Below are 23,997 nucleotides of genomic sequence, written 5' to 3'. Positions count from 1 at the left end.
AAACCGGCGACTGGGGCATCACCATGAGCGACAAGAGCAAGACGACCACGGCGGTCGCCGACACGGTCCCGCAGCAGCGGGACGGCGACAGCGCGCCGCTCCTCAAGGTCACTGGACTGAAGAAGCACTTCCCGATCAAGGGCGGCTTCCCGATCAAGCGCACCGTCGGTCACGTCAAGGCCGTCGACGGCGTCGACCTGGAGGTCTTCCCGGGCGAGAGCCTCGGCCTCGTCGGCGAGTCGGGCTGCGGCAAGTCGACGACCGGGCGGCTGCTGACCCGGCTGTACGAGCCCACCGAGGGCACCATCGAGTACCGCGGGCAGGACATCAGCCGCGCCAACCGCAAGCAGCTGGCGCCGGTCAGGTCCGAGATCCAGATGATCTTCCAGGACCCGTACACGGCGCTGAACCCGCGGCAGACGGTGGGCACGATCATCTCGGGCCCGATGGAGATCAACGGGATCAACCCGCCCGGCGGCCGGGAGAAGCGAGTCCGGGAACTCCTGGAGATCGTCGGCCTCAACCCCGAGCACTACAACCGCTTCCCGCACGAGTTCTCCGGCGGTCAGCGCCAGCGCATCGGCGTCGCGCGCGCCATCGCCCTGGAGCCGAAGCTGATCGTCGCCGACGAGCCGGTCTCGGCGCTCGACGTGTCGATCCAGGCCCAGGTGGTGAACCTGCTGCAGGAGGTGCAGCGGGAGATGGGGATCGCGTTCGTCTTCATCGCCCACGACCTGGCCATCGTGCGGCACTTCTCGCAGCGCATCGCCGTCATGTACCTCGGCAAGGTCGTGGAGATCGCGGACCGCGACTCGCTCTACAACCGGCCCCGTCACCCGTACACGCACGCGCTGCTGTCCGCGGTGCCGGACGCCGACATCGACGCGGAGAAGAGGGAGCGGATCCGCCTCCAGGGCGACGTCCCCTCGCCGATCTCCCCGCCGTCCGGCTGCCGGTTCCGTACGCGGTGCTGGAAGGCGCAGGACAAGTGCGCGACCGAGGAGCCGCCGCTGGTCCGCATCGAGGGCAACCGGTCGGGGCACCTGACCGCGTGCCACTTCCCGGAGGAGCCCACCATCGAGGCCAGGGCCGAGGACGTGGTGATGGACCCGGCGCTGAAGGCCCTGGAGAAGGGCGCCGACGGCGGCGCCACGGCTTCCAAGAGCTGACCCGGCGGCACGGCGGGGGCGGGAGGAACACTCCCGCCCCCGCCGTGCGCGTGCCCGGGAGGGAGCCACTCCCGCCCCGCGTGCCCGGGAACGCCCGTGCCACCGAGGACCGGACGGCCGGTCGGCGGTGCCGCGCCGGGGCGGTGAGGTTCCCCCGCCCGGCTCCCGTCCGTACCCGTCCGGCGGACCCCCGCGACCCGTACGGACCGGACGAGTGTGCGCCGACGGACGCACCCCCTGAAGCTGGCCGGTAAGGCATCACACGAGCCAGGGCACAGGGAGGCACTCCATGCGCGCAGCCACGCACGCCAGACGGGCCGCATGCGCGGCGGCGGTAGCCCTCGCGGCGAGTGCCTGCGGGGGCGGGGGCGGCGGTGACGACACCGGCGCCGTGCTCAGCTCCTCCTGGGGTGACCCGCAGAACCCGCTGGAGCCGGCCAACACCAACGAGGTACAGGGCGGCAAGGTCCTCGACATGATCTTCCGGGGGCTGAAGAGGTACGACCCCGAGACCGGCGAGGCGCGGAACATGCTCGCCGAGAAGATCGAGACGTCCGACTCGCGGCACTACACCGTCACCGTCAAGGACGGCTGGACCTTCAGCAATGGTGAGAAGGTGACCGCCCAGTCCTTCGTGGACGCCTGGAACTACGGCGCGAGCCTGAGGAACAACCAGCGCAACGCCTACTTCTTCAGCTACATCGACGGCTACGACACGGTGCACCCGGAGGACGGGAGCAAGCAGAGCGCCGACACGCTGACCGGGCTGAAGGTCACCGGCCCCCGCACCTTCACCGTCACGCTCAGCCAGAAGTTCTCGACGTTCCCCGACACCCTCGGCTACCCGGCCTTCGCACCCCTGCCCAGGGCGTTCTTCGACGACCACGACGCCTGGCTGAAGAAGCCGGTCGGCAACGGCCCGTACCGGGTGGACCACTACACCCGGGGCTCCCAGATGTCGCTGCGCACCTGGGACGGGTACCCCGGCGCGGACAAGGCGCGCAACGGCGGCGTCGACCTGAAGGTCTACACCGACAACAACACGGCCTACACCGACCTGATGGCGGGCAACCTCGACCTCGCCGACGACGTCCCCGCCGCCCAGCTCAAGAACGTCAAGAGCGACCTCGGCGACCGGTACATCAACACCCCGGCCGGCATCCTCCAGACCCTCGCCTTCCCGTACTACGACAAGGACTGGAACAAGCCCGGCGCCGAGAAGGTCCGCAAGGGCCTGTCCATGGCGATCGACCGCGAGCAGATCACCGACACGATCTTCCAGCGGACCCGCACCCCGGCCACCGACTGGACCTCACCCGTCCTCGGCAAGGACGGCGGTTACCGGGCGGGCCTGTGCGGCGAGGCCTGCGAGTACCGGCCCGACGAGGCGAAGAAGCTGGTCAGGGACGGCGGGGGCCTGCCCGGCGGCCAGCTCAGGATCACCTACAACGCGGACACCGGCTCCCACAAACAGTGGGTCGACGCGGTCTGCAACTCCATCAACAACGCCCTGGACAACGACCGCGCCTGCGTCGCCGGCCCGGTCGGCACCTTCGCCGACTTCCGCAACCAGATCACCGGCAGGAAGATGAGCGGCCCCTTCCGCGCCGGCTGGCAGATGGACTACCCCCTCATCCAGAACTTCCTCCAGCCGCTCTACTACACCAACGCCTCCTCCAACGACGGCAAGTGGTCCGACAAGGAGTTCGACGACCTCGTCGACCGGGCCAACGCCGAGACGGACACCGCCAAGGCCATCGGCCTCTTCCAGCAGGCCGAGGAGGTCGTCCGGGACAACATGGCCGCCATCCCGCTCTGGTACCAGAACGGCAGCGCCGGCTACTCCCAGCGGCTGTCCAACGTGAAGCTCAACCCGTTCAGCGTCCCGGTCTACAACGAGATCCAGGTCGGCTGAGGAGGGCGCCATGGGACGGTACGTCGTCCGGCGGCTGCTCCAGATGATCCCGGTCTTCGTCGGGGCCACGCTGCTGATCTTCCTGATGGTCAACGTGATGGGCGACCCCATCGCCGGCCTGTGCGGCGAGCGGGAGTGCGACCCGGCCACCGCCGCCCAGCTGCGGCACGAGTTCGGTCTCGACCAGCCCGTGTGGCAGCAGTACCTCACCTACATGGGCAACGTCTTCGCCGGCGACTTCGGCACCGCCTTCAACGGCCAGCCCGTCACCGAGCTGATGGGCACCGCCTTCCCGGTCACCGTCCGGCTGACCGTCGTCGCCGTCCTCTTCGAGGTCGTCGTCGGCATCGTCCTCGGCGTCGTCACCGGCCTGCGCCGCGGCCGACCCGTCGACACCGGGGTCCTGCTGCTCACCCTCGTCGTCATCTCCGTCCCCACCTTCGTCACGGGCCTGCTGCTCCAGCTCCTGCTCGGCGTCAAGTGGGGCTGGATCGACCCGGCCGTCTCCACCGAGGCCGCCTTCGGCGAGCTGATCGTCCCCGGCCTGGTCCTCGCCTCGGTCTCCCTGGCGTACGTCACCCGGCTGACCCGCACCTCCATCGCGGAGAACCGGCGCTCCGACTACGTCCGCACCGCCATCGCCAAGGGCCTGCCCCGCCACCGGGTCGTCACCCGGCACCTGCTGCGCAACTCCCTGATCCCCGTCGTCACCTTCATCGGCACCGACATCGGCGCCCTGATGGGCGGCGCCATCGTCACCGAGCGGATCTTCAACATCCACGGCGTCGGCTACCAGCTCTACCAGGGCATCCTGCGCCAGAACACCCAGACCGTGGTCGGCTTCGTCACCGTCCTGGTCCTGGTCTTCCTCGTCGCCAACCTCCTCGTCGACCTCCTGTACGCCGTACTCGACCCGAGGATCCGCTATGCCTGACCAGCAGCCCTACGAACCGGAGCGCGCCATCGCCGGCACCGGCATGGGCGGGACGATGGACCTCGGCGCGAGCGAGGCGGTGACGCTGGAGAAGCCCCCGGGAGCACCGGGCGGCCCGGGGGGCACGGACGGCGCGGAGGGCACCGGCCCCCAGGACAAGCCCCGCAGCCTGTGGTCCGACGCCTGGCACGACCTGCGTCGCAACCCGGTCTTCATCGTCTCCGCCCTGGTGATCTGCTTCCTGGTCGTCATCTCCGTCTGGCCGTCACTGATCGCCTCCGGCAGCCCCCTCGAGTGCGACCTGGCCAAGGCCCAGGAGGGCTCCCGGTCCGGCCATCCCTTCGGCTTCAACGGCCAGGGCTGCGACGTCTACACCCGCACGGTGTACGGCGCTCGTACGTCGGTGGCGGTGGGGGTGCTGGCGACGCTCGGGGTGGCGGTGCTGGGCAGTGTGCTCGGCGGGCTCGCCGGGTTCTTCGGCGGGACCGGGGAAGCGGTCCTCTCCCGGATCACCGACGTCTTCTTCGCGATCCCGGTGGTGCTGGGCGGCCTGGTGCTGCTGTCCGTCATCACCAGCGACACGCTCTGGCCGGTCATCGGCTTCATCGTGCTGCTGGGCTGGCCGCAGATCTCCCGCATCGCCCGCGGCTCGGTCATCACCGTCAAACAGAACGACTACGTCCAGGCCGCCCGGGCGCTGGGCGCCTCCAACTCCCGCCTCCTGCTGCGGCACATCGCGCCCAACGCCGTCGCCCCCGTCATCGTCGTGGCGACGATCGCGCTGGGCACCTACATCTCCCTGGAGGCGACCCTGTCCTTCCTCGGTGTCGGCCTCAAACCGCCCAGCGTCTCCTGGGGCATCGACATCTCCGCCGCCGCGCCCTACGTGCGCAACGCCCCGCACGCGCTGCTGTGGCCCTCGGGAGCGCTGGCCATCACCGTCCTGGCGTTCATCATGCTCGGCGACGCGGTGCGCGACGCCCTCGACCCGAAGCTGAGGTGAGCCGCCGCCATGCTGCTCGAAGTGCGCGACCTGCACGTGGAGTTCCGTACCCGCGACGGGATCGCCAAAGCGGTCAACGGGGTCTCCTACAGCGTGGACGCGGGCGAGACCCTGGCCGTCCTCGGCGAGTCCGGCTCCGGCAAGTCGGTGACCGCGCAGGCGGTGATGGGCATCCTGGACTCCCCGCCGGGCCGGATCACCGGGGGAGAGGTCCTCTTCGAGGGCCGGGACCTGCTGAAGCTGAAGGAGGAGGAGCGCCGCAAGGTCCGCGGCGCCGAGATGGCGATGATCTTCCAGGACGCGCTGTCGTCGTTGAACCCCGTCCTGACCGTCGGCGACCAGCTCGGCGAGATGTTCACCGTGCACCGCGGGATGTCCCGCAAGGACGCCCGCGCCAGGGCCGTGGAGCTGATGGACCGCGTCCGCATCCCGGCCGCGAAGGAGCGGGTGCGGCAGTACCCGCACCAGTTCTCCGGCGGCATGCGCCAGCGCATCATGATCGCGATGGCGATGGCCCTGGAACCGAAGCTGATCATCGCCGACGAACCGACCACCGCCCTCGACGTCACCGTCCAGGCCCAGGTCATGGACCTCCTCGCGGAACTCCGGCGCGAACTGGGCATGGGCCTGATCCTCATCACCCACGACCTCGGCGTGGTCGCCGACGTCGCCGACAAGATCGCCGTCATGTACGCGGGCCGCATCGTGGAAACCGCGCCCGTCCACGACCTCTACAAGGGCCCTGCTCACCCCTACACACGCGGCCTGCTGGAGTCGATCCCCCGCCTGGACCAGAAGGGCCGGGAGCTCTACGCCATCAAGGGCCTTCCGCCCAGCCTCACCCGCATCCCGCCCGGCTGCGCCTTCCACCCCCGCTGCCCGATGGCCCGGGACGTCTGCCGTACCGACGTACCACCCCTCTACGACGTGACGGAATCCGACGCGGAGCGGGGCAGCGCCTGCCACTTCTGGAGGGAGTGCCTGCATGGCTGAGCCGATCCTCGAGGTCAGCGGGCTGGTCAAGCACTACCCGCTGGCCTCCGGCATCCTCTTCAAGAAGCAGGTCGGCGCGGTGAAGGCCGTCGACGGCGTCGACTTCGAGCTGGCCCGCGGCGAGACCCTGGGCATCGTCGGGGAGTCCGGCTGCGGCAAGTCCACGGTCGCCAGGATGCTGGTCAGCCTGGAGAAGCCGACGGCCGGCGAGATCCGCTACAAGGGCGAGGACATCAGCAGGCTCTCGGGCCGGGCCCTCAAAGCCGTGCGCCGCAACATCCAAATGGTCTTCCAGGACCCCTACACCTCCCTCAACCCCCGGATGACCGTGGGCGACATCATCGGGGAGGCGTACGACATCCACCCGGAGGTGGCACCGAAGGGCGACCGGCGCAGACGGGTCCAGGAACTCATCGACGTCGTGGGCCTCAACCCGGAGTACATCAACCGCTATCCCCACCAGTTCTCCGGCGGCCAGCGCCAGCGCATCGGCATCGCCCGTGGACTCGCCCTGCGCCCCGAGATCATCGTCGCCGACGAACCGGTCTCCGCCCTCGACGTCTCCGTCCAGGCCCAGGTGATCAACCTGATGGGCCGCCTCCAGGACGAGTTCGACCTCTCCTACGTCTTCATCGCCCACGACCTGTCGATCGTCCGGCACATCTCGGACCGGGTCGGCGTGATGTACCTCGGCCGCATCGTCGAGACCGGCCGTGACGCCGAGATCTACGACCACCCGACCCACCCCTACACCCAGGCACTGCTGTCCGCCGTCCCCGACCCCGAGGCCCGGGAGCACCGCGAACGCATCATCCTCACCGGTGACGTCCCCTCCCCGGCCGACATCCCCTCCGGCTGCCGCTTCCGCACCCGCTGCTGGAAGGCCCGGGAGCGCTGCGCCCTGGAGGTCCCGGCGCTCGCCGTCCCCGCCGAGTTCCGGGACAGCACCGGCCCCGTCGCCCACGACTCGGCGTGCCACTTCGCGGAGGCCCTCCCCCTCCGGCACTCCGCGCCGGGGCAGGTGGTGCCGCCCGAGACGGACGGGGGCGGCGAGGGGAACGGGGGCGTCGCGGGGCGGGGCGTCGGGAGGAACGGCAGCGGGCCGGGGTGAATGGCACTCCCCGGCCCGCTCACGGCACCCGCACGGCCGTACGCCGTACAGCGTCCCGCGTCCGTATATCGGTACCGCTTCGGTGGAGTTGCCGCCTTGTTAAGGCGCTTGGCGCGTACGGGTGTCGCTGCGGCGTTGTCCGAGCGACCGCTTCAGGAAGTCCACCTGGAGCAGCAGCAGGTTCTCGGCGACCGACTCCTGCGGGGTCATGTGCGTGACGCCGGACAGCGGAAGCACCTCGTGCGGGCGGCCGGCCGCCAGCAGGGCCGAGGACAGGCGCAGGGAGTGGGCGACCACCACGTTGTCGTCCGCCAGCCCGTGGACGACCATCATGGGGCGGTGCGGCTCGGCGGCGTCCACCAGTCCCGCGTCGTCGATCACCGAGTTGCGCCGGTAGACCTCCGGCTGCTCGTCCGGGTGGCCGACGTAGCGCTCCTGGTAGTGGGTGTCGTACAGCCGCAGATCGGTCACCGGGGCGCCGACGACGGCCGCGTGGAAGACGTCCGGCCGGCGCAGCGCGGCCAGCGCCGCCAGGTAGCCGCCGAAGGACCAGCCCCGGATGGCGACGCGGTCCAGGTCGAGCGGGAAGTCGTCGGCGAGCGCGTGCAGGGCGTCCACCTGGTCCTGGAGGACGACGGCGGCGACGTCGTCCTTGATGGCCTTCTCCCAGGCGGGGGACCGCCCCGGAGTGCCCCGCCCGTCGGCGACGACCACCGCGAACCCCTGGTCGGCGAACCACTGCGAGGTGAGGTGGGCGTTGTGCGCGGCCACCACACGCTGGCCGTGCGGGCCACCGTACGGGTCCAGGAGGACGGGGAGGGGGGTGTCACCGTGGTAGTCCGTTGGCATAAGCACGGCGCACGGGACACGGCGTGCGCCCCCCTGAGTGAGGGTCACGCGCGGGGACAAACCCGGGTGTTCCGCGTAGGACGCGACGGTCGCCGTCACCTTCCCGTCCCGCAGGACACGCACCCGGGCCCCCGGCCGGTCGAGCGTCGCCGAGACGAGAACGGTCACGCCCCCGGCGCGCACCGCCGAGTGCACGCCGGGCTCCTGCGAAACGCGCTCCACGCCGAGTTCGTTCACCCGGTACACGTGCACCTCGCCGATCTCCGGGTCGGTCGCCTCCTCGCCCGCCGACGCGGAGACCAGCACGTCGTCGGCGGAGACGTCCAGCACCGCCCGCAGGTGCAACTGGGCTCCGGTGAGCGGACGTTCACCGACCGCCAGGACGCGCGCCCCGCCCTCGTCGGCGATCCGGACGAGCTGTCCGGAGGGGCTCCAGCAGGGCACGCCGGGGAAGAGTTCCAGCCAACTTGGATCTTCCTCCGCGTGCACCATCCGGGTCGCACCGGACGCGGTGTCCACGGCCAGGAACAACTGGCTGCGCTGGTCGCGCGCCTGTACGAGGAGGAGCGGCGCCCCCGCCGCTGACCAGTGCACTCGCGCCAGATACGGATACCGCGCCCGGTCCCAGAGGACCTCCGTGCGCCCCCCGTCCAGCCCGATCACGAACAGCCGTACGTCCGCGTTGGCGGTGCCCGCCGCCGGATAGGGCACGTGGTGTGGATCACGTCCGGGACGGGCCGGGTCGGAGATCCACCACCGGCTGACCGGCGTGTCGTCCACGCGCGCCACCAGCAGGCGGTCCGATTCCGGACCCCACCAGAAGCCCCGGCTGCGCCCCATCTCCTCGGCGGCGACGAACTCGGCGAGCCCGTAGGTGACGCCCTCCGCGTCCACCTCGGCCAGCGCCCTGTCGTCCTCGCCCTCGGCCCCCACGACCCGCAGGGCACCCTGGGCGACGTAGGCGATGTGCCGTCCGTCGGGGGAGGGGCGCGGGTCGATCACCGGTGCGGGGGTGGGCAGTTCGCGCGCCGTCCCGGCCCGCAGCTCGGCCGCGAAGAGCCGCCCTGACAAGGCGAAAGAGGCCAGCTCGACGGCGGAGTCGGTGGCGTAGCCGACGATGCCGGCGCCGCCCTCGCGGCTGCGCTCGCGCCGTGCCCGTTCCTCGGGCGACAGGTGCTCCTCGGCGCCGCCCAGGAGGGCCCGCGGGTCGGCGGCGACGCGCTCCGTGCCCTCCTCGACATCGAGGATCCACAGTGAATTGGCCCGGTCCGTACCGCTACCGGAGCGCAGGAAGGCGACCCGGGAACCATCGGGTGCCACGGTGAACGAACGCGGCGCGCCGAGCGTGAACCGCTGGGTGCGGGCGTGCCGTTTGGGGAAGGAGTCGGACTCGGTCGTCATGCCATGACCATATTGGCCATGCGCCCCCTTGTGCGGCCGTGCGCCGAGAGATGCGCGCGCACGGATAGTTATGATCACTGGCGCATAGTGGGTATCAACCAGGTGCCCCCTGCGAGGATTTGCATGCCCCAAGGTTCCGACTGCGCTCGACTGTGTCCGACCCCCCATGTCCCTGGGCTTATTGGAGGTGAGCCGCCGTGGCACTCTCGATTTCGGCGGTTGTGCTGCTGGCGATCATCGTCTTCTTGCTGATCAAGAAATCAGGCTTGAAGGGGGGGCACGCGGTGGTGTGCGTGCTCCTCGGTTTCTACCTGGCCTCCTCGACCGTCGCGCCCACGATCAATGAGCTGACGACGAACATCGCGGGGATGATCGGCAGCATCAAGTTCTGACGGCGGGCCAGGCGGGGCGGCGGCCGTTCCTCGGATCAGTCGTGGGCGGTGACAGGACCGCGGCCCCCAGGGAGACCGCCCCGCTGACGGCGGCTGCCGGGAGCATCGTGAGGCCGGTCCCGGCGGCGCCGTAGCCGGGCACCTTCTGGAGGAAGAGCCCTACTCGGGACGAGCGCCGTCCAGGAAGGAGACCCACGCCTTCGGCGACAGGGCGAGCCGGGGCCCGGCACCGGTGTGCTTGGAGTCGCGGACGTGGACGGTGCCGGGTTCGACGGCGACCTCCACGCAGGAATCGCCCTCGCTGCTGCTGCTGTAGCTGCTCTTGAACCACGCCAGATCGGCTTCGCGGATCATGTCTCCCCCAGCAGTCGTTCGATGAACGCGGCCGACTCGCGAGGAGTGAAGGCCTGCGCCCGGATGATGCCCTACCGGAGTTCCAGAATACGTAGCTGCCTCGGGTCCGAGACCGGTCGGCCGTAGGCCACCACGGGAGACCGTCCCACCATCGAGCCGTCCTGGAATTTCAGCACTTCGATGCCGCCCGCGAGCCCGGCATGCTCCTCCCGGTCCATGGGCATCACCTGCAACTCGACGTTCCGCAGCTCTCCGACTTCCAGGAGGTGTGCCAACTGGTCGCGCAGGTTCGCCCCTCCACCCAGTGGACGCCTGAGCGTCCACTCCTCCAGGACGAAGCTCAGTTCGGGCGCCGGGTCCCGCTCGAAGACGGCCTTACGGGCAACGCGTGCGGAGATGAAGCGCTCCACCTCCTCTGTCGAGTAGGCGGGGCGTCGCATCATGAGCAGTCCGCGCGCGTACGCGGGCGTCTGCAGCAGCCCGTGGATGTTCAGCGGGTCATACAGCTGAAGCTCCACCGCCCGCGCCTCCATCTGCGCCAGGTCCCGCACCTTCTTCGGGTACCGGACCTTCTTCACGTCCTCCTGCATCGCCGAGATGAGCCCGCCCGCGTCCAGCACCCGGTCCGCCGCGTCCAGGTAGTCGAGGCGGGGGATCCGCTTCCCGCCCTCGATCTTGTAGACCATGTCCTCGCCGTACCCGACCGCCACCGCGAAGTCGGCGGCCCGCATGCCCGCTGCCTCGCGCCGCAGCCTCAACTGCCGTCCCACCGTGGCGATCACGGCGAGCGCCCAGTCGTCGTTGGGGTCCACCTCCCAGCCCGGCTCGTCCACCTGTTCCGTCCCGACGTCCACCGACATGTCGCCCCCCTCCGTACTCCCGGGCCGCACAGCCGCGCCTTACCTGTGGCAACGCCGCCGACGGCCCGGACGGCACTGGACAAGCCCTGGACAGTCATGCCGGGTCTCCGGACACCCGCGCACGGGTCTCCGGCCGGCCCCCGACCCTCCGCACGGTCTCCCGCGCTACGAGGACGAGGACCGGCCTCATAAGGTGGGGGCATGACGGAACTGCCCGCCCGGCGTCTGCTGCTGGTGCACGCGCACCCGGACGACGAGTCGATCAACAACGGCGTCACCATGGCCAGGTACGCGGCCGAAGGTGCCCACGTGACGCTGGTCACCTGCACCCTCGGTGAGCGGGGCGAGGTCATCCCGCCCGAGTTCGCACACCTGTCCGGAGCCGCACTGGGCGGGCACCGCCGGGGTGAGCTGGCCGCCGCGATGAGCGCACTCGGCGTCGACGACTTCCGGCTCCTCGGTGGGCCGGGCCGGTTCGCCGACTCCGGGATGATGGGTCTGCCCGACAACGACGACCCCGGCTGCCTGTGGCAGGCGGACGTCGACCGGGCCGCCGCACTCCTCGTCGAGGTGATCCGCGAGGTACGGCCCCAGGTCCTCGTCACCTACGACCCCGACGGCGGATACGGCCACCCCGACCACATCCAGGCCCACCGCATCGCCATGCGCGCCGCCGAGCTGGCGGCCGAGGCCGGCTGCCCGATCGCCAAGGTCTACTGGAACCGCGTACCGCGCACCGCCGCCGAGGACGCCTTCGCCCGCCTCCGCGACGACCTGCCCGGCCTGCCCTTCGAGGAGGCGGCCGGTGTCCAGGACGTGCCGGGCGTCGTCGACGACGAGCGGATCACCACGGAGATCCGCGGCGAGGGCACCCCGTACGCCGCCGCCAAGGCCGCCGCCATGCGCGCGCACGCCACGCAGATCACCGTGGCCGAGCCGTACTTCGTCCTCTCCAACGACCTGGCCCAGCCGCTCTTCACCACCGAGTACTACGAGCTGGTGCGCGGCGAGCGGGCCGATGACGGCGAGGGACGCGAGAACGACCTCTTCGCCGGGGTCGCTCCCGCGCCCGCCGGGACCGAGTTCGAGGAGGCGTCATGAGCGGCCGTCCCGAGCCGACCTCGGCCCTGGCCCAGCCCCTGCGGGCGCCGTCCCCCGGGCGCGTCGCCCTCTACCTGGGGCTCTTCGTGTGCGGCGCCGTCGTCGGCGTGGCCGGCGCACTCGTGCAGTCCGCGTGGTTCCCCGGCGGGCTGCTGCTCGCGCTGGCCGCCGAGGCGGGGCTGTGCGTCGGCGCGGGCCGGGCCGTGGGCCGTCGCGGCGGGGCCGTCGCGCCCGCCGTCGGCTGGGGGCTCGCCGTCATCCTGCTCACCACCAGCCGCCCGGAGGGTGACTTCCTCTTCGCCGCCGGAAGCGGTTCCTACATCTTCCTGTTCGGCGGCATCGCCGTGGCTGTGATGTGTGCCACCCTCGCGCCGGTGCGGCAACCGGACGGCGGCGCCGACCGACTTCGCAAGTGACGTACTACTTCGCCGTCGCGCGGACGTGCGAGTCCGGTGTGGGTTTCCCCGGCGGTCACGGGATACGCGTGAGAAGCGGCCAGTATGGTGGTGCGCGCCGCCGAGCCGCCCGCTTTCTGGTGTGACGGGCGGCGGAGCCAACCGGGAGAACCTGCCTTGAGTCGTGAAACTGACAGTTCGTCCTCCGGGCCCCACGGGCGCGGCGGAGCCGCATATCCCTCGGGCACCCCGCCCTACGGGACACCCGTGGCTTCCGACGCCGGTGCGGACGCGGGCCGTTCGGCCTCGCGGCCGGAGGACCGCAAGACCGAGACGACGCTGACGACCCGCGTCCGGATCAACATCCCCGGGTCGCGGCCCATTCCGCCGGTCGTCGTGCGCAAGCCCGTCGGGGAGGCCGAGAGCGACGCCGTCGACGCGGAGCCGGGCGAGCGGCCCGCGCCGAGCGCCCCCGCGCCCGCGAGTGCGGCCCCCGAGGCTCCCGCCGAGCCCGCTCAGCCGGCCGAGGAGAAGCCGACCAGCGACTGGTTCGCGCCGCGCAAGTCCGGTGCGGGCAAGGGCGTTCAGGGTGGCGGCTCCACCAACGGCGCCGGTCTGTCCGGTGGTTCCGGAGCGCCGGCCGGTGGCACGGGCGTGCCGGGCGCCGGTTCCGGTGCTTCCGGTGCGCGTTCCGGTGCGCGGCCGGGCGGCGGGAGTGGCCGCCCCGGTGGCGTCGTCGGCTCCATGAACCTGCCGGGCGGCTCCCGGTCCGGCTCCACCAACGGCGCCGGGATCTCCGGGGCGACCGGCGGGCCCGTGGCGCCCGGACACGGTGGCGGCACCGGCTCCTTCGACGTGACCGAGGCACTGACGGCCGGACCGCTGGGCAACGGCAACGGCAACGGCGCCCGCCCGGGCACCGACGACGGCACCGAGCACCGCCGCGACGACCTGCCGCACTTCCCGGGGGGCGGGCAGGGCGGCCCGGGCCCCGGCGCCGGGAACGAGCACGGCGACCCGGACCGCGTGGGCGGGCCCAACGGCGCGTCCCCGTACGGCGGCACTCGCAGCCCCGTCGGCCCGACCAGCGGCCCGGTCACCGGTGAGGGCCGGCTGGCGCCCCCTCCGGCCGGCAGGCCCGGCGACCTCGGCGGAGCCGGTACGCCCGGCGGCCCCGGCACGCAGCGCGGACCCGCGCCCAACGGCCTGCGCGGTCCGGCGGGCGGACCGGCGGGCCCGGCTGGTCCGGCCGCGCCGGGCAGGCCCCAGGCCTCCGGCACCGGCCCCGTCCGCCAAGCCGCCCGCCCCGGCCCCGGCGGTGGGCTCAGCGACGACACCGCGATCCTCACCCCGCAGAAGCCGGCCCCCGAGCCGGCCGCCCCCGGCTACGGCAACCCGGACAACGTCTCCGGGAACACCGTCACCAGCGGCATCCCCGCCGTGCCGAGCGACCGGACCACGCCGTTCCGGGGGGCGTCCACCGACGGACCGCTGCCGCACACGCCGCCCAAGCTGCCCGAACCGGTCTCCGAGCCCCCGGCGGGCTCCGCCAAGCCGGCCAAGAAGAAGGGGCGGAAGAAGCTTCCGCTGCTCGTCGGTGGCCTGGTCTTCGTCGCCGGTGTCGTCTACGGCGCCGGTCTGCTCATGAACCGCTCCGACGTGCCCAAGGGCACCACCGTGCTCGGCGTCGACATCGGCGGCCGCACGCGGGACGACGCCGTCGAGAAGCTGGACGACGTCCTCGGCGCCCGCGCGGGCAAGCCGCTCAAGCTGTCGGTGGACGGCGAGACCGTCTCCCTGAAGCCGGACCAGGCGGGACTCCAGCTCGACGCGCAGGCCACGGCCAGCGCGGCGGCGAAGAGCGACTACAACCCGGTCTCCGTGATCGGCTCGCTCTTCGGTCAGCAGCGCGTCGTGGACCCCGTCATGCCGGTCGACGAGGAGAAGCTCCACGCCGCCCTGAAGAACGCCGCCGGCGGCGCCGGATCGGTGACCGAGGGCACGATCAGGTTCGAGTCCGGCAAGGCCGTCCCCGTGTACGGCGAGGCGGGCAAGGGCATAGACGTGGCCAAGTCGACCGAGGCCGTGCAGGCGGCGTACCGCGCCCAGGTGGAGACCGGTACCGCCACCCCGGTGAACGTCCCGACGACCGCCCAGCAGCCCACGGTCTCCAAGTCCGAGGTCGACCGGATGATGGCGGAGTTCGCCGAGCCGGCGATGTCGGCCAGGGTGACCGTGCAGACCGACGCCGCGCACTCCGTCCCGATGAGCCCGGAGAAGTCGCTGTGGAAGTTCCTCAGGGTCACGGCCGTCAACGGCAAGCTCGTCGACAAGCCCGACCTGAACGCCCTCGAGGAGCTCTACGGCCAGGCGTTCGACGGCGTGCTCATCACCCGCGCCAACGGTGAGAAGACGCCCGTCACCCCCGAGGACGTCTACGGCGCCCTGCGCCAGGCCCTGAAGAGCAAGACCGACCGCGTGGCGGTCATCGAGACCGACCCCAGCTAGACGCCAGTCCGGAAGGGGCGCCCGGCACTCGTCGGGCGCCCCTTGCCGCGGCACCGGCAGTCGGTCAGTTCAGCAGCGCCCTGGCCGCCCGGGCCTCCGCCCGCACCTGCTCCGCAGCCGCCTCGTCCACCGCCGCCACGACCTCCGCGTACGCGTCCAGCTCCCCGGCCCCCGCCGAGAACTCCCCCCGCTGCACCAGCAGCCGCGCCCGCTCGTAGCGCAGCCGCGCCGGGTGCGCGGGCAGCAGCAGCGCCAGCTCGATCGCCCACAGCCCGACGTCCGACCGCTCCGGCCGGGCCGCCGCCCACGCCCGGACGTTGTTCAGGACACGCGCCACCACGTCCAAGGGCGCCGCGGGCACGAGCATCGACGGAGACAACCCCGCCCCCGTGGCCCCGGCGACCAGTACCTCCGCGTCGTTCCCGCTGAGCACCCGCCCCCCGTCGAACGGATCGGCGAGCACCTGCCCGTCCTCCGGCCCGAACCCGACGACGAAGTGCCCCGGCAACGCGACCCCGTACACCGGGGCCCCCGCCCGCCGGGCCACCTCCAGCCACACCACGGACAGCAGGATCGGCAGCCCGCGCCGGCGCCGCAGCACCTCGTGGAGCAGCGACGACTCCAGCCGCCGGTAGTCCGACGCGCTGCCGTGGAACCCGTACCGCTCGCCGAGCAGGTCCCGCAGCGCCGCCGCCCAGGCCTCCGGCGAACCCGGCCGGAACGGCAGCTGCCCGGCGAGCCGGTCGAGCTCCATCTGCGCGGCGTCCAGCCCCGCCTCGTCCAGTGCCCCGTCCGCCTGCGCGCCCACCAGCAGGCACAGCGTCGACAGGTCGGGCCGCTCGGACCGCGCCTCTTCGGCGAACCGCCGCCGCACCTCGGCGGAGCGCTCGGGCGACGGGGGACGGGGGAGGTGACGCATACCTGGCTCGTGCCCTCTCACGGCGATCGGTTACCGGTCCGTACCGGCGCCCTCGGGCGCGCGGTAGTGGTGGTACGCGTGATGCGCCGCGAAGCCCATCCCCGCGTACAGCGCCCGCGCCCCCGCGTTGTCCGCCTCCACCTGGAGCCATGCCGCCGACGCGCCCTCGTCGAGGGCCCGCCGGGCCAGCGCGGCCATCACGGCGGTCGCCAGCCCCCGCCGCCGCTGTGCGGGGTCGACCTCGACGGCAGCGAAGGAGGCCCACCGCCCGTCCACGACGCACCGCCCGATCGCGGCCGGGGCGTCGGTGCCCGTGTCCGTGCCGGGCACCGACGCGAACCACACCGACGGCCCGGCGCCCAGGACCCGCAGGGCCACCTCGCTGACGCCCTTGCGCTGGTACCGCGCCAGCCACGCCTCGTCCGCCTCCCGGGACAGGACCACCCCGGTGCCCTCCGCCAGGTCGGCGACCGGCGCCAGGGCGCCGGTCCACAGCTCGGCCGTCACCTCCCGCACCCAGCCCCGCCGCTCCAGCTCCGCGCACAGCAGCTCCTGCGTGCCCTCGGCCCCGGTGGCGGTCTGGACGTACGCGGGCAGGCCGCGCTCGCCGTACCAGCGTCGTACGGCGGTCAGTGCCTCGTCGAGCGGCAGGCCCGGATCGCCGAGCGGCAGTACGGAGTTGGCCCGCCGGGTGAACCCGGACGCCGCCCGCAGCTCCCACCCGCCGAGCCGCTCGCTCTCCACCGGCCGCCAGGCCCGGGAGGCGACGCGCGCCAGCTCCTCGTAGGAGGCCGCGGGACCGCGCCGACGCGCCGGAGCGGACGGCACCACCTTCCCCGCGACCAGCGCGGCTTCCGGGATGCGCACGGTCTCGCCACTCTTCCGTGTGACCAGCAGCACACCGTCGTTCCATGATGTGAGAACACCGACCGTGTCGGTGAACCTCTCATCCGCGACACCAGGTTCGCTCAAGCGTCGCACTGAGACCCGTTTGCCCACGTCAGCAGTGGTGATACGGACCTCAAGACGCCCAGCGGCAGAGATTTCCACGGGTCGGTCCACCCCTCCTGTTCGGATCATGCCCCAGAACGGAGATACTAGGGGCGGGCATCGACGACGCCGCGCTCCCGCGCGCCAGGCGGCGGAGCCTGAGGAGGCCCGCCAGCGCCCTATCGAGGAGGAACGACAGCGTGACCTACGTCATCGCGCAGCCTTGTGTCGACGTGAAGGACAAGGCGTGCATCGAGGAGTGCCCGGTCGACTGCATCTACGAGGGCCAGCGGTCCTTGTACATCCACCCGGACGAATGCGTCGACTGTGGTGCCTGTGAGCCGGTCTGCCCGGTCGAGGCGATCTTCTACGAGGACGACACTCCGGAGGAGTGGAAGGACTACTACAAGGCGAACGTCGAGTTCTTCGACGAGCTCGGCTCGCCCGGCGGTGCCAGCAAGCTGGGTCTGATCGAGCGCGACCACCCCTTCATCACCGCGCTGCCGCCGCAGAACCAGTAGCAGCGGCCCGCGCCGCGCCGCGCCGCCTCGGTCCCGTACGGCCTGATCGCCTCCGATCGGCGCCGCACGGGACCGAGGCGTTTGCCGGGCCTCTGCCGTACCGACGAAAGTGAGCCAGTAACCGTGTCCGCAGTCTCCGACCGCCTGCCCACCTTCCCCTGGGACAAGCTGGAGCCGTACAAGAAGACGGCCGCCGCGCACCCCGACGGCATCGTCGACCTCTCCGTCGGCACCCCGGTCGACCCGGTCCCCGAGCTGATCCAGAAGGCCCTGGTCGACGCGGCGGACTCCCCGGGCTACCCGACCGTCTGGGGCACCCCGGCACTGCGCGACGCGATCACCGGCTGGGTCGAGCGCCGCCTCGGCGCCCGGGACGTCACCCACCGCCACGTCCTGCCGATCGTCGGCTCCAAGGAGCTGGTCGCCTGGCTCCCCACCCAGCTGGGCCTCGGCCCCGGCGACCGGGTGGCCTTCCCCCGCCTGGCCTACCCGACGTACGAGGTCGGCGCGCGCCTGGCCCGCGCGGAGTACGAGGCGTACGACGACGCGACCGAGCTGGACCCGACGGGCCTGAAGCTCCTCTGGCTCAATTCCCCGTCCAACCCCACCGGACGGGTCCTGTCCAAGGCCGACCTGACCCGGATCGTCGCCTGGGCCCGCGAGCACGGAGTCCTCGTCGTCTCCGACGAGTGCTACCTGGAGCTGGGCTGGGAGGCCGACCCGGTCTCCGTCCTGCACCCGGACGTCAACGGCGGCTCGTACGACGGCCTGGTCGCCGTCCACTCCCTCTCCAAGCGTTCCAACCTGGCGGGCTACCGCGCGGCCTTCCTGGCGGGCGACCCGGCCGTCCTCGGCCCGCTCCTGGAGATCCGCAAGCACGGCGGCATGATGACGTCGGCTCCGACGCAGGCCGCCGTGGTGGCGGCCCTCGGCGACGACGAGCACGTCCGCGTCCAGCGCGAGCGCTACGCGGCCCGCCGCACCGCCCTGCGCGAGGCCCTCCTCGGCCACGGCTTCCGCATCGAGCACAGCGAGGCCAGCCTCTACCTCTGGGCCACGCGTGACGAGTCCTGCTGGGACACGGTGGCCCGGCTGGCCGAGCGCGGCATCCTCGTGGCCCCGGGCGACTTCTACGGCCCGGCCGGCGAGACGTTCGTCCGCGTCGCCTTCACCGCGACGGACGAGCGCGTCCGCGCGGCGGTGGAACGCCTGGGGGCCTGACGGCCCGGCCGTGGGCGGTCGCTCCGCACACCGCCACTCCCACCGCACCGACGCGTGCGCGCACCGCCACCGCACCGTCGCAGGCGCACGCCGCCACCGCACCGTCGCGGGCGCACGCCGCCACCGCGCCGGTGCGGGCGCACACGGGCGGCGGGGCCTGGGAACCCCAGACCCCGCCGCCCGCGACCGTCGTCGTACAGGCCAAGTGCTCAGCCGAGCGGCAGTGCCCCCTTGCCCAGCGTGCCCGTCGGCAGTCCGCCCTTCGTGGCGGTCTGCGTGGTGTCACCGACGATGTCCCCGGCGGAGCCCGTCACCTCCCCGGCGCCCTTCTGCGCCGCGGGGGTGGCCTTCTTGACGACCGAGCCACCGGTCTTGCCCGCTGCCGGCACGGCCTTCTTGACGGTCTTGCCGCCGGTGTCGCCCGCGGTCTTGGTGACGTTCTGGGCCGTGGAGCCGGCGGTGTCGCCGACGTTCGCCCCGTCCAGGGCGGTCAGTCCCCCGAGGTTCGGGGTGGCCGGCAGGCCGGGAGCAGCGCTGGCGGAGCCGGCCGCACCGACCCCGGCAGCCGCTCCCGCGGCGACGAGCAGCGCGGCACGGGCGATCCGGCGGGACAGGGGGAGAGACATGATGCTCCTTCGACGGAAGTCAACGTGAGGAAGACGAGGTGCTAGAGGGATCCGACCGCGCCCGGCGAGTGATCGACCGGGCTCGGACGCAGTGACTACCGCTCGAAGGGCCGGAAGGTTGCGGCGGCCCCACGTAAAGAGTTGGTAATGCATCGCATTATCGGGTGCCCATAAAAACGGGCAAAAGGATGGTCGACGGTGCCGCGCGCCGAATCCTTTCCCCACTTGGCTCTCCCGGGCTCCGGCCGCTGGGAGGGGTGCCGGCGTGAGACGCCCGCGCCGCGTCCACCCGGCGCCGGTGCGGACAACTCGCAGGGGTGACGGCTCGTACGGCCGAGCGCTACCGCGCGGACGTGATCCGGACCGGTCCCGGGGCCCGCTCCGCGCTCCCGGCGCCGCTCGTGCCCGCCGGGTACCACTTGCCGTCGGTGTTTCCCGCGGTCCACACCCGGCCGGCGTAGGAGACCCTTTCGACGCGGAGCGAGGAGGCGTTGGCCACCGCCCAGTGCGCCAGCTGCCAGCCGCGCCGCACCGCGCCGTCCCGGGCACCCGAGCCGGTACCGGCGGTCACGGGCAGCGTCACGGTCCGTCCGTCGGAGCCGTCGGAGCCGTCGGCGGCGCTGGTGGCCGGTGCGGGCGTGGGCTTGGAGGAGGCGTCCGCGCCGGCCGGCTGGAGCGCGGCGTCCCCGAAGTCCCGTACGAGCGCCGCCCGTACCGCGTCCGGCCCCTTCGTCCGCGTCGCACCGGGGCGTCCGTCACAGGTCAGTGTCGCCGCGGACCGTCCGGTCAGCGCGGCGGCGAGCAGCGCGGCGTCCGGTTCGTGCTTGGCGTACGCCTCGGGGAAGCCGCTGCGCTGCACGCGCTGGGCGGCGACGGTCAGCGGGAGGTCCGTGTAACCGGGCACCTCGACCAGACGGTCGTAGAACCTGCCCGCCGAGTACGCCGGGTCCATGATCTTCTCCGGGCTGCCCCAGCCCTGCGAGGGCCGCTGCTGGAACAGGCCGAGCGAGTCCCGGTCGCCGTGGTCGAGGTTGCGCAGCGCCGACTCCTGCAGCGCGGTCGCCAGCGCGATCGTCACCGCCCGCTCCGGCAGGTCGCGCGCGGTGCCCACCGCGGTGATCGTCGCCGCGTTCACCGCCTGCTCCGGCGTGAACTCGTAGGCCGCCCCGCCGTCCTCCGCCGAGACCACCTTGCACCCCGGCGCGCCCGCGCCCCCGGTGACGTACTGCACCGCGACGTATCCGGCGACCGCGAGCAGGGCGACGGAGGCCGCCCCGGCACGGAGAAGGCGGCCATGACGCTTGCGGGGTGGTGACGGCTGAAGCACGCGTACAAGGTACTTGAGGGTAACGATGGGTGTACGCCAGGTGTGCGCGGTGCCCGAAAGGGCAGTGCGAAAGGGCGGGGCGCTAGGGTCGGGGCCATGGCCGATACCCCGCTTGACCTCACGCTGGACGCCGCGGAGCTCACCGCGCGGCTCGTCGACTTCCCCTCCGAGAGCGGCACCGAGGAGCCGTTGGCCGACGCCGTCGAGAGCGCCCTGCGCGCCCTGCCGCACCTGTCGGTCGAGCGGTACGGCAACAACGTCGTCGCCCGTACGAACCTCGGCAGGCCGGAGCGCGTGATCCTGGCCGGCCACATCGACACCGTGCCGATCGCCGGCAACCTCCCCTCCCGGCTGGACGAGGACGGGGTGCTGTGGGGCTGCGGCACCTGCGACATGAAGGCGGGCGTCGCGGTCCAGCTGCGCATCGCGGCGACGGTGCCCGCCCCCAACCGCGACCTGACCTTCGTCTTCTACGACAACGAGGAGGTCGCCGCCGAGCTGAACGGCCTGAGGCACATCGCCGAGGCGCACCCCGAGTGGCTGGAGGGCGACTTCGCGGTGCTCCTCGAACCGTCGGACGGCCAGGTGGAGGGCGGCTGCCAGGGCACGCTGCGGGTGTTGCTGAGGACGACGGGCGAACGGGCCCACTCCGCGCGGAGCTGGATGGGTTCCAACGCGATCCACGCCGCCGCCCCCATCCTCGCGCGCCTGGCCGCCTACGAACCGCGCTACCCGGTGATCGACGGCCTGGAGTACCGCGAGGGCCTCAACGCGGTCGGTATCACGGGCGGCGTGGCGGGCAACGTCATCCCCGACGAGTGCGTGGTCACCGTCAACTTCCGCTACGCCCCCGACCGCAGCCCGGAGGACGCCCTCGCCCACGTCCGCGAGGTCTTCGCGGACTGCGGGGTGGCGGAGTTCGTGGTCGACGACCACAGCGGTGCGGCCCTGCCGGGGCTCTCGCACCCGGCAGCGGCGGCCTTCATCGAGGCGGTGGGCGGCACCCCGCAGCCCAAGTACGGCTGGACCGACGTGTCACGCTTCTCGGCGCTCGGCATCCCGGCGGTCAACTACGGCCCCGGCAACCCGCACTTGGCGCACAAGCGGGACGAACGGGTCGAGGTGGCGAAGATCCTCGCGGGGGAGGAGCGCCTGCGGTCCTGGCTGACCGCGTGACCCGAGGGTGGTTTACGCCGCAGCGTTCCGGACATGCTGAGGTCCCCCGTACGTAACCCGCGTAGATCTACGCTGAGGTGGAGAAACCCGCAAACGGAGGGAGCGCGCATGGCCACCGGCAACCCCGAGGGCAAGAAGCGGCCACCGGAGGAGCAGCGCCTGGGCCCTGTCCTCCGGCGGCGGGGCCAGGTCCAGAAGAGCACCACGGACCAGCGTCTGCTGGACGAGCGTGCTCCGACGGACTGGGTCCACACCGACCCCTGGCGAGTCCTGCGTATCCAGTCGGAGTTCATCGAGGGCTTCGGCACGCTCGCCGAACTCCCGCCCGCGATCAGCGTCTTCGGCTCCGCCCGTACGGCGGTGGACTCACCGGAGTACGAGGCGGGCGTGCGGCTGGGCCGCGGCCTGGTGGAGGCGGGCTTCGCGGTCATCACCGGCGGTGGGCCCGGGGCCATGGAGGCGGCCAACAAGGGCGCCCTGGAGGCGAACGGCACGTCGGTCGGTCTCGGCATCGAGCTGCCCTTCGAGCAGGGGCTCAACCCGTACGTCGACATCGGCCTGAACTTCCGCTACTTCTTCGTCCGCAAGATGATGTTCGTCAAGTACGCGCAGGGCTTCGTGGTCCTGCCCGGCGGCCTCGGCACCCTCGACGAACTCTTCGAGGCCCTCACCCTGGTCCAGACCCAGAAGGTGACCCGCTTCCCGATCGTCCTGTTCGGCTCCGAGTACTGGGGCGGCCTGGTGAACTGGCTCCGCGACACCCTGGTGGCCCAGGGCAAGGCCGCGGAGAAGGACCTCCTGCTCTTCCACGTCACGGACGACGTGGAGGAGGCGGTGGCCCTCGTCTCCAAGGAAGCGGGACGCTAGCGTCTTCCGCGCCGGAGGGCTCCCGGGCGGTTCCGGCCGGGGCTCAAGGCGCCGACACGCCCGGCCGGCGCCCGACTCGGCCCCCCGCGCCGACCGGGACCGCCCCCGGGCGCCCACGCTGCCCACCGCCGGCCCCGGGCCGCCACCTCGGGCGTGCCGTCGCCGACCGGGAGCGGCCCCAGGCGTGCCGTCGCCGACCGGGAGAGCGGCCTCGGGCGTGCCGTCGCCGACCCTGGGCCACGCCGGTTCCCCCCACCGCTCACACCACCGAGACGGATCACGCCCAGACCGACCCCACCTACGCCAACCCCCGCCGGGCCACCGCAGGCGCCCGGTGGCCCGCGATCGTGGCCACCATGTCCAAAACCTGCCGCGTCTCCGCCACCTCGTGCACCCGGTACACCCGCGCCCCCAGCCACGCCGACACCGCCGTCGTGGCCAGCGTCCCGAGCAGCCGCTCCTTCACGGGCCGGTCCAGCGTCTCCCCGACGAAGTCCTTGTTGGACAGGGACACCAGCACCGGCCACCCCGTCTCCACCATCTCCCCGAGCCGCCGCGTCGCCTCCAGACTGTGCCGCGTGTTCTTCCCGAAGTCGTGCCCGGGATCGATCAGCACGGCCTCCCGCGGCACCCCCAGCGCCACCGCCCGCTCGGCCAGCCCCAGCGTCACCCGCAGGATGTCGGCCATGACATCGTCGTACGCCACCCGGTGCGGCCGCGTCCGCGGCTGAGCGCCGCCGGCGTGCGTGCACACCAGCCCCACCCCGTACCGTGCGGCGACCTCCGCGAGCTTGGGGTCGACGCCGCCCCACGCGTCGTTCAACAGGTCCGCCCCCGCCTCGCAGACGGCCTCGCCGACCTCGTGCCGCCAGGTGTCCACGCTGATCACGACGTCCGGGAAACGCCGCCGCACCTCCGCGACGAACCCCACCGTCCGTCGCGCCTCCTCCTCCGCCGACACCTCGTCCCCGGGCCCGGCCTTCACCCCGCCGACGTCGATGATGGCGGCCCCGTCGGCCACCGCCTGCTCCACGCGTGCGAGGGCGGGCTCGTCGCGGAAGGTCGCCCCCCGGTCGTAGAAGGAGTCCGGGGTCCGGTTCACGATCGCCATGATCACCGGCTCGTGCGCCGCGAACTCGCGCCTGCCCAGCCTGAGCGTCCCCTGCGGCATCTCCTCGCCCATTCCGTCCTCACGTCCCGCTCTCGCCTTGGAAACCGTCCTGCGCATCCGTCCCCCGCGGATCCGTCCCACGAATCCGGCCCGCGGGTCCGGCACGTGAACCGGGACCACGCCCCCGCCCACCGGCCGGCCCACGAATCCCCGAAGCGGCCTTGGACCGCCTGTGACCCGGAGTGTCAGACTCG

General features: G+C 72.4%; 21 protein-coding genes and 1 pseudogene. 14 read left to right on the top strand and 8 right to left on the bottom strand.

Going from position 1 to position 23,997, the window contains the following annotated elements:
- Positions 1 to 23 precede the first annotated feature (23 nt).
- From KUM32_RS08595 to KUM32_RS08570, 6 genes are all read left to right on the top strand, one after another.
- A complete protein-coding gene (locus KUM32_RS08595; protein ID WP_217141202.1) occupies positions 24 to 1,169 on the top strand; it encodes an ABC transporter ATP-binding protein in 1,146 nt (381 codons plus the stop codon).
- Between the two features lie 289 nt (positions 1,170 to 1,458).
- Positions 1,459 to 3,084: an ABC transporter substrate-binding protein gene (locus KUM32_RS08590; protein WP_217141201.1), complete on the top strand. Its 1,626-nt coding sequence runs from the start codon at positions 1,459 to 1,461 to the stop codon at positions 3,082 to 3,084.
- A gap of 10 nt (positions 3,085 to 3,094) precedes the next feature.
- Positions 3,095 to 4,018: an ABC transporter permease gene (locus KUM32_RS08585; RefSeq protein WP_217141200.1), complete on the top strand. Its 924-nt coding sequence runs from the start codon at positions 3,095 to 3,097 to the stop codon at positions 4,016 to 4,018.
- Positions 4,011 to 5,021, top strand: coding sequence for an ABC transporter permease (locus KUM32_RS08580; protein WP_217141199.1), 1,011 nt, complete (start codon positions 4,011 to 4,013; stop codon positions 5,019 to 5,021). The genes KUM32_RS08585 and KUM32_RS08580 overlap by 8 nt, the downstream gene beginning before the upstream one ends.
- Positions 5,022 to 5,030: 9 nt before the next feature.
- Positions 5,031 to 6,014: an ABC transporter ATP-binding protein gene (locus KUM32_RS08575; protein WP_217141198.1), complete on the top strand. Its 984-nt coding sequence runs from the start codon at positions 5,031 to 5,033 to the stop codon at positions 6,012 to 6,014.
- Positions 6,007 to 7,125, top strand: a complete 1,119-nt coding sequence (locus KUM32_RS08570; RefSeq protein WP_217141197.1) for an ABC transporter ATP-binding protein — start codon at positions 6,007 to 6,009, stop codon at positions 7,123 to 7,125. Before KUM32_RS08575 ends, KUM32_RS08570 begins: the two co-directional genes overlap by 8 nt.
- Before the next feature lie 99 nt (positions 7,126 to 7,224).
- Here KUM32_RS08570 and KUM32_RS08565 read toward each other — a convergent pair whose 3' ends face one another.
- Complete coding sequence (locus tag KUM32_RS08565) at positions 7,225 to 9,375, bottom strand: S9 family peptidase (RefSeq protein ID WP_217141196.1); 2,151 nt, start codon at positions 9,373 to 9,375, stop codon at positions 7,225 to 7,227.
- Between the two features lie 197 nt (positions 9,376 to 9,572).
- Here KUM32_RS08565 and KUM32_RS08560 point away from each other — a divergent pair, with 197 nt between their 5' ends.
- Positions 9,573 to 9,767, top strand: coding sequence for a hypothetical protein (locus KUM32_RS08560; protein ID WP_189190144.1), 195 nt, complete (start codon positions 9,573 to 9,575; stop codon positions 9,765 to 9,767).
- A gap of 159 nt (positions 9,768 to 9,926) precedes the next feature.
- On the opposite strand, the gene KUM32_RS08555 is transcribed toward KUM32_RS08560, so the two are convergent.
- Positions 9,927 to 10,121, bottom strand: a complete 195-nt coding sequence (locus KUM32_RS08555) for a DUF397 domain-containing protein (RefSeq protein ID WP_217141195.1) — start codon at positions 10,119 to 10,121, stop codon at positions 9,927 to 9,929.
- Positions 10,118 to 10,981: pseudogene (locus KUM32_RS08550) on the bottom strand (helix-turn-helix domain-containing protein). The gene KUM32_RS08555 and the pseudogene KUM32_RS08550 overlap by 4 nt, the downstream one beginning before the upstream one ends.
- Positions 10,982 to 11,182: 201 nt before the next feature.
- Here KUM32_RS08550 and mshB point away from each other — a divergent pair.
- The 3 genes from mshB (at position 11,183) to KUM32_RS08535 (ending at position 14,985) form a co-directional block, all read left to right on the top strand.
- Positions 11,183 to 12,082, top strand: a complete 900-nt coding sequence (gene mshB, locus KUM32_RS08545) for an N-acetyl-1-D-myo-inositol-2-amino-2-deoxy-alpha-D-glucopyranoside deacetylase (protein ID WP_217141194.1) — start codon at positions 11,183 to 11,185, stop codon at positions 12,080 to 12,082.
- The gene (locus KUM32_RS08540) at positions 12,079 to 12,498 is read left to right on the top strand and encodes a DUF6113 family protein (RefSeq protein WP_217141193.1); all 420 of its coding nucleotides are present in this window, start codon (positions 12,079 to 12,081) and stop codon (positions 12,496 to 12,498) included. The genes mshB and KUM32_RS08540 overlap by 4 nt, the downstream gene beginning before the upstream one ends.
- A gap of 156 nt (positions 12,499 to 12,654) precedes the next feature.
- Positions 12,655 to 14,985, top strand: a complete 2,331-nt coding sequence (locus KUM32_RS08535) for a hypothetical protein (RefSeq protein WP_217141192.1) — start codon at positions 12,655 to 12,657, stop codon at positions 14,983 to 14,985.
- 64 nt (positions 14,986 to 15,049) lie between these two features.
- On the opposite strand, the gene KUM32_RS08530 is transcribed toward KUM32_RS08535, so the two are convergent.
- On the bottom strand, positions 15,050 to 15,904 hold the full coding sequence (locus KUM32_RS08530) for a transglutaminase-like domain-containing protein (protein ID WP_217141191.1): 855 nt from the start codon (positions 15,902 to 15,904) through the stop codon (positions 15,050 to 15,052).
- A 30-nt stretch (positions 15,905 to 15,934) separates the two neighbouring features.
- Complete coding sequence (locus tag KUM32_RS08525; protein ID WP_217141190.1) at positions 15,935 to 16,954, bottom strand: GNAT family N-acetyltransferase; 1,020 nt, start codon at positions 16,952 to 16,954, stop codon at positions 15,935 to 15,937.
- Positions 16,955 to 17,094: 140 nt separating this feature from the next.
- On the opposite strand from KUM32_RS08525, the gene fdxA reads away from it, so the two are divergent.
- Positions 17,095 to 17,415 (top strand): ferredoxin, encoded by a 321-nt coding sequence (gene fdxA, locus KUM32_RS08520; protein ID WP_217141189.1) that lies wholly within the window; start codon positions 17,095 to 17,097, stop codon positions 17,413 to 17,415.
- A gap of 123 nt (positions 17,416 to 17,538) precedes the next feature.
- Positions 17,539 to 18,636 carry a bifunctional succinyldiaminopimelate transaminase/glutamate-prephenate aminotransferase gene (locus tag KUM32_RS08515; protein WP_217141188.1) on the top strand — a complete coding sequence of 366 codons (1,098 nt, stop codon included), beginning with the start codon at positions 17,539 to 17,541 and terminating at the stop codon, positions 18,634 to 18,636.
- Positions 18,637 to 18,845: 209 nt separating this feature from the next.
- Here the strand turns inward: KUM32_RS08515 and KUM32_RS08510 are convergent, their stop codons facing one another.
- A complete protein-coding gene (locus KUM32_RS08510; RefSeq protein WP_217141187.1) occupies positions 18,846 to 19,262 on the bottom strand; it encodes an ATP-binding protein in 417 nt (138 codons plus the stop codon).
- Between the two features lie 340 nt (positions 19,263 to 19,602).
- Positions 19,603 to 20,589 (bottom strand): heavy metal transporter, encoded by a 987-nt coding sequence (locus KUM32_RS08505; protein WP_217141186.1) that lies wholly within the window; start codon positions 20,587 to 20,589, stop codon positions 19,603 to 19,605.
- A 96-nt stretch (positions 20,590 to 20,685) separates the two neighbouring features.
- Here KUM32_RS08505 and dapE point away from each other — a divergent pair, with 96 nt between their 5' ends.
- Complete coding sequence (dapE, locus tag KUM32_RS08500; RefSeq protein ID WP_217141185.1) at positions 20,686 to 21,765, top strand: succinyl-diaminopimelate desuccinylase; 1,080 nt, start codon at positions 20,686 to 20,688, stop codon at positions 21,763 to 21,765.
- 108 nt (positions 21,766 to 21,873) lie between these two features.
- Positions 21,874 to 22,632 (top strand): TIGR00730 family Rossman fold protein, encoded by a 759-nt coding sequence (locus KUM32_RS08495; protein ID WP_217141184.1) that lies wholly within the window; start codon positions 21,874 to 21,876, stop codon positions 22,630 to 22,632.
- A gap of 298 nt (positions 22,633 to 22,930) precedes the next feature.
- On the opposite strand, the gene folP is transcribed toward KUM32_RS08495, so the two are convergent.
- Positions 22,931 to 23,803, bottom strand: coding sequence for a dihydropteroate synthase (folP, locus tag KUM32_RS08490; protein ID WP_217141342.1), 873 nt, complete (start codon positions 23,801 to 23,803; stop codon positions 22,931 to 22,933).
- Positions 23,804 to 23,997 lie beyond the last annotated feature (194 nt).

Source organism: Streptomyces sp. AC627_RSS907 (genome assembly GCF_019049165.1).
Note: the sequence above shows the minus strand (reverse complement) of the source record. Positions and strands in the feature narration are given on the sequence as shown.

Bases quoted from the DNA above. Each gene is read 5' to 3' on its own strand.
- KUM32_RS08595 (WP_217141202.1), top strand. From the start codon at position 24: ATGAGCGACAAGAGCAAGACGACCACGGCGGTCGCCGACACGGTCCCG.
- KUM32_RS08590 (WP_217141201.1), top strand. From the start codon at position 1,459: ATGCGCGCAGCCACGCACGCCAGACGGGCCGCATGCGCGGCGGCGGTA.
- KUM32_RS08585 (WP_217141200.1), top strand. From the start codon at position 3,095: ATGGGACGGTACGTCGTCCGGCGGCTGCTCCAGATGATCCCGGTCTTC.
- KUM32_RS08580 (WP_217141199.1), top strand. From the start codon at position 4,011: ATGCCTGACCAGCAGCCCTACGAACCGGAGCGCGCCATCGCCGGCACC.
- KUM32_RS08575 (WP_217141198.1), top strand. From the start codon at position 5,031: ATGCTGCTCGAAGTGCGCGACCTGCACGTGGAGTTCCGTACCCGCGAC.
- KUM32_RS08570 (WP_217141197.1), top strand. From the start codon at position 6,007: ATGGCTGAGCCGATCCTCGAGGTCAGCGGGCTGGTCAAGCACTACCCG.
- KUM32_RS08565 (WP_217141196.1), bottom strand. From the start codon at position 9,375: ATGACGACCGAGTCCGACTCCTTCCCCAAACGGCACGCCCGCACCCAG.
- KUM32_RS08555 (WP_217141195.1), bottom strand. From the start codon at position 10,121: ATGATCCGCGAAGCCGATCTGGCGTGGTTCAAGAGCAGCTACAGCAGC.
- mshB (WP_217141194.1), top strand. From the start codon at position 11,183: ATGACGGAACTGCCCGCCCGGCGTCTGCTGCTGGTGCACGCGCACCCG.
- KUM32_RS08540 (WP_217141193.1), top strand. From the start codon at position 12,079: ATGAGCGGCCGTCCCGAGCCGACCTCGGCCCTGGCCCAGCCCCTGCGG.
- KUM32_RS08530 (WP_217141191.1), bottom strand. From the start codon at position 15,904: ATGCGTCACCTCCCCCGTCCCCCGTCGCCCGAGCGCTCCGCCGAGGTG.
- KUM32_RS08510 (WP_217141187.1), bottom strand. From the start codon at position 19,262: ATGTCTCTCCCCCTGTCCCGCCGGATCGCCCGTGCCGCGCTGCTCGTC.
- dapE (WP_217141185.1), top strand. From the start codon at position 20,686: ATGGCCGATACCCCGCTTGACCTCACGCTGGACGCCGCGGAGCTCACC.
- KUM32_RS08495 (WP_217141184.1), top strand. From the start codon at position 21,874: ATGGCCACCGGCAACCCCGAGGGCAAGAAGCGGCCACCGGAGGAGCAG.
- folP (WP_217141342.1), bottom strand. From the start codon at position 23,803: ATGCCGCAGGGGACGCTCAGGCTGGGCAGGCGCGAGTTCGCGGCGCAC.